The following is a 4,577-nucleotide window of genomic DNA, read 5'->3' on the forward strand; positions in this document are numbered from 1 at the left end:
CGTTAGGCCTCACACGCGACACCGAGGCGCACTCGGAGAATTGAACGATGACGAAGTATCTTATTTCCTTCCCTGGACCGGCGATGGACGTTCCCGCCGAAGAAATGGCCGCCGTCAGTGAAGCAGCACACGGCGTCATCCGCGAGGCAAAGGATGCCGGCGTCTATGTGTTCGGTGGTGGCATCAACGAAGAAGTCGCGCCACTAATGGTCGCCGCCAATGGCACAGTCACGAACGAGACCTACACACAGACCAAGGAGTTCGACGGTGGATTCTGTGTCCTGGAACTCCCGTCTCGCGAAGCAGCCATCCAATGGGCTGCGAAAATCGCTCAAGCCTGCCGTTGCTCGCAGGAACTCCGCGAGTTCCAGTATGACCCCGAGAGTTGATCGGCAAGGCCGCAAGGAGGTCTTCTGCATCTACCCTATTGAGCTCAATGCGTGATGAGTCGCCAGAAACGCCCAACTGCCTCGTCACAACCGTGAGGCCTAACCATTCGCTCAACCGGACCCATTGCGGCATGTGGCTAAAAGCCCGCCATTTCATTCTGGGCTTTTAGCCACATACCGCAACGGTCCGGTTAGCTCAAACGATAGGCATCATGAAGTACCTCATCGTCCTCTGCCTGTTTGTTCTCGCCACGGCTCGTGCCGCCGAGCCTACTTTGCCAGCTTCCATGTCGTACCTTTCGCCGCAGGTCAGTTCCGCTCTTCAAGAACTCTGTCGTGGCTGCACGTTCGCAGATGCGGGTGGACCGTGGAATCCGTCCGATGTCATTACCGAGAACTCGCCTCCTCAGCGCAGGCTTGTCAGCATTGATCGCAACCAGGCTGAGTGGCGCGTTCAGTACGAGCATGGTGGTCGGGGGAAGCATTCGCACACCATCACCTTTTCTACCTCCCCAACGGTTCACGTTGTTTCAACCAGTACATGCATGCCGTCGGAGAAGTGTCGTGAGTGGTAGCACGATGCTGCCCAACCTGGCGTTCTAGCCGACGGCCTCCGGCCGGGGCTGAGTTTCGACGCCGAGCGTCTGCTTTTGGGTGCCGAATACGAATGCGCGAACGTCAGCTGAGGGCCGTTGCGGCCAGTCGCGGCGCCCGAAAGCAGACCCTCAATGAGTTGAGCTAGACGAAACCGATTGGAGATGCGCAATCATTGAATCACCTCGTCTGCGCGCAGAAGCAGTGATTGCGGAATCGTCAGCCCGATCGCCTTCGCGGTCTTGATGTTGATAGCCAGCTTGAACGTTGTTGGTTGCTGCACAGGCAACGCGTCCGGATCTGCGCCTTTGAGGATCTTGTCGATGTATTCCGTGGCGAGATCGAGAAGTTGCCGCAGATCGGGGCCGTAAGTCATCAGCCCACCGGCGACAACGAATGACTTGTGCAAATAAACGGAGGGCAACGCATGCAACCGCGCGAGTTCGGCAAGCCGTTCGGAATCACGCGTAAACATCACATCTCCGAAGATGACGAGTCCTTCGGCGTGCTGTTGGGTCATTGCTTCAAACGCTGCATCGTACTGATCGGGCCCCGCGGCCTCCAACACCTGCAGCTGCATACCCTGAGGCCGTACCGCCTGGACGATGCGCATATATTCGGCGTGTTCGGGCCTGGCGGGATTGGTTAGGATCGCGACCCGGGTAAGCCCAGGCACGGCATCGCGGAGCAGTTCGAGCGTTTTGGGTGCCAAGTCGCGCGCGACTGCAGTCACCCCGGTGACATTGCCGCCAGGCCGCCCTAGGCTGGTCACAAACCCGCTCTTGACGGGATCCTCACCACTGAATGCCATGACGATCGGGATCGTCGTTGTGGCGTCGTGAGCAGCGCGAATCGCCACTGCCGCGCCCGCAACAATGACATCGACCTTGAGGCCCACAAGCTCGGCGGCAAGCGCTGGCAGCCGATCTACCTTCCCATCGGCGAACTTGTCCTCGATGACAACGTTTTGGCCGACAACATAGCCGCGCCTACCGAGGCCCTCCGTCATCACCTTGGCAAGCGTTGTGCCCTCGAATGTGGTGAGGCTGAGAACGCCGATCTTGTATACCCTTCCTGCCTGCTGAGCCTCGGCAAGCGCCACTGTGATCGACCAGACGCCAAGAACGAGGGCAAGCGCGAGAATCGCTTTCCGCAGCACGTTACCTCCCCGGGCGCCTGCCCATGGTAGACACGGCGACGCTACGCCGCTATCYCTTTGCTCCCCTTCGTGCCCTCGCAAGGCAGACGTTCGCTGCATTTCGCTAGAGGGCTGTGCACGGTTACTCGACGGAGTATTGAACAACGTCATCCGCTCGCACGAGCACCGTGGCGGGGATTGTGAGGCCCACGGCAGGATCAGTCGATCCCCGGGCAACTGCGTATCCAGCGGGCGCGAGTGACTGCTTTCCGTGGGCGGTCCGACCGTCCGCTCATGGCCGGGACTGTGAATTCCCCGAGGTTTGCTGAAAGCTTGCCCTTGGCAGGCGAGCTCCAGGGTCGAAGGACAGCGGCGCATCTGTGGACTCACGGTCCCGGCCAATACCGGACCTTCAGGAGCACCCGCGAAAAGCATGCGAATCGACGTCCCTTCGCTCAGCGCCCAAACATTTCGGAGGTCGGCCATCGATGACGCGGCTGCCGGCCTTGCGACCGTTCACCCCTGACGAGAGGCGGCGGTACGCTGAAGCTGTGGATAGAAAGGAGCTGCGCCGCGAGATGGAAATGCGAGCCCGCAGATAGCTCGCACGTCGAGAGGCCGAACTCAGTCCTCCGATTCCGGGCTTGAATCAGCGGTAGCGGGCTCGTCCCGCAGAAGTGCGCGAGCAGGCTACTTGACCAGGGCCACCAGCTTCTCTTTGGCACTCTGCAGGAAGCCTCCGCGCTCAACGCCACGCTTCGCCTTGGTTTCACCTTCTGCAATGATTTCGAACGCAGTGGGAGCAGCCAATTTTCGGCCAAGGTCGTCGCGCATTGCGAGGGCGTCGTGACGATTGCTAGAAATGACGTGGACTTGGAGGTGCCGGCCGATAGCCGCCGAGACCTTCTGGCAGGCCGCTGACATTTCCGCTGCATCAGGGACCTGCTGGCCGTGCACCACAAGCAGTTCAATCGTGGCGTCCTTGCCTTCTCCGAGGATGTAGGCGCGCACAACAGAATCCTTGAACTTTGAACGCAGCATCGTACGGAGGGGTTCCGCGGCAGCGAACGACTTGAGAGCGATAGACCGAAGCTCGTTGAAGAAAACGAACGACATGTTCGCCTCGACCGTTCCAGGTTTGTCGGACTCCGACTTGTGCCTGGTCAGGATGCCGCTCTTGATGAGATGCTCCTGTGTCCGCTCAACTTCGTCTGCATCCAACTTGGCCTTCTTGGCGAGCTCCGCGACGGAGAACTTGTTGGTCGGTGCCGCGAAAACGACCTTCAGCAGCTTCTGGACTTCTGGAGCGAGGAGGAAATCTGCGGCATTCATCGTGGTTTGGGACAACTACAACATCATGACGACCGCCCCTTGCCACATGCGAACGCAGAGAGGTCGGCGTTAGTTTTAACATGAAGCGCGTCACAAGCGGCTTACGGCCACAATGGGCCGCTCGCCCTGGCTGCGGCATGCGGCCACAACCGGGCGAAAATCGGTTGTGCCCAAGCCCACCTTCCTTTGCCACCCGATTATTTAAGCTTTCGTGGTCCCCACCGAACTCAAGGGCTTCATCCTCACTCGCCGCTGGCGTGATGTCACGGCCGGCACCGAAATCGAGTACTGGCTGGCAACAGATGCGGGGCCGATGAAAGTGGTCCTGACCTCCCAGACCTCCGTCGCATTCGTCGAAACGAAGCACAGGGCGTCGGTCGAAGCGCACCTCGCCGCCATGCCAGGGATGCAGGTACGTGAGCTTGAGCTGAAGACATTCCATGGGGAGCCTGTCGTCGGTGTCTATGCGAAGCACTTTCGCCAACTAGGTCAACTGGCACGTACCCTCCGGACACAGAGCATTCCCCTGCTCGAAGCCGACGTGCGCCCGCACGACCGCTACCTGATGGAGCGGTTCATCACCGCTGGCGTGCTGGTGGAAGGAGGGAGAGCAGACCGCTCTACCATCGTCGACTGCAAGCTCAAGCCCGCGCCCCATTTCCGGCCGGTGCTGATAGTATTGTCGCTGGACATCGAGACGAGTCAAGACGAGGAGCTCTATTCCATTGCGCTGGACGGTACGGAAGACCGTGTTGTCTTCATGCTGGGCGAGCCGCCACCTGAGCCGGGTGAGCCTATGGACTTCTCGCTCATCTATTGCCCGACCCGCAAGGCCATGCTTGAGAAGCTCAACGACTGGTTCGAGAGGAACGACCCGGACGTCATCATCGGTTGGAGCGTCATTCAGTTCGACCTGCGAGTTCTTCAGAAGTCAGCCAACGAATGTGGGGCGCAGCTCCTTCTGGGCCGAGAGCGTCGGCCCATTGATTGGCGAACCCATCCGGGAAAGCAGGGCTACCTGTTCGCGGCCATGCCCGGCCGGGTGGTCATCGACGGCATCGACGCACTCAAAGCCGCGTTGTGGAGCTTTCCTTCCTTCAGCCTTGAGGCCGTCTCGCAAGAAC

At 59.9% G+C, this 4,577-nt stretch carries 5 protein-coding genes; 3 read left to right on the top strand and 2 right to left on the bottom strand.

The genetic code is table 11. The features are described 5' to 3' along the window. Nucleotides 1-47: 47 nt before the first annotated feature. Entirely contained in the window at nt 48-389 is a 342-nt protein-coding gene (locus tag AC1DY5_RS42890) for a YciI family protein (protein WP_478120509.1), read from the top strand. Nucleotides 390-601: 212 nt separating this feature from the next. Further along, nucleotides 602-964, top strand: a complete 363-nt coding sequence (locus AC1DY5_RS42895) for a hypothetical protein (protein WP_478120510.1) — start codon at nt 602-604, stop codon at nt 962-964. Nucleotides 965-1,155: 191 nt separating this feature from the next. On the opposite strand, the gene AC1DY5_RS42900 is transcribed toward AC1DY5_RS42895, so the two are convergent. Further along, nucleotides 1,156-2,142, bottom strand: coding sequence for an ABC transporter substrate-binding protein (locus tag AC1DY5_RS42900; protein ID WP_478120511.1), 987 nt, complete (start codon nt 2,140-2,142; stop codon nt 1,156-1,158). A 669-nt stretch (nt 2,143-2,811) separates the two neighbouring features. After that, entirely contained in the window at nt 2,812-3,453 is a 642-nt protein-coding gene (locus AC1DY5_RS42905) for a hypothetical protein (RefSeq protein ID WP_478120512.1), read from the bottom strand. A gap of 211 nt (nt 3,454-3,664) precedes the next feature. On the opposite strand from AC1DY5_RS42905, the gene AC1DY5_RS42910 reads away from it, so the two are divergent. After that, nucleotides 3,665-4,577, top strand: a 913-nt coding sequence (locus AC1DY5_RS42910) for a 3'-5' exonuclease (RefSeq protein WP_478120513.1), incomplete at its 3' end; no start/stop codon positions are given.

The sequence above is a fragment of the Variovorax sp. P4_D9 genome, assembly GCF_056401695.1.

What these genes read in the sequence shown, in the direction of transcription:
- AC1DY5_RS42905 (WP_478120512.1), bottom strand. Translation starts at nt 3,453, where the DNA reads ATGAATGCCGCAGATTTCCTCCTCGCTCCAGAAGTCCAGAAGCTGCTG.
- AC1DY5_RS42895 (WP_478120510.1), top strand. Translation starts at nt 602, where the DNA reads ATGAAGTACCTCATCGTCCTCTGCCTGTTTGTTCTCGCCACGGCTCGT.
- AC1DY5_RS42890 (WP_478120509.1), top strand. Translation starts at nt 48, where the DNA reads ATGACGAAGTATCTTATTTCCTTCCCTGGACCGGCGATGGACGTTCCC.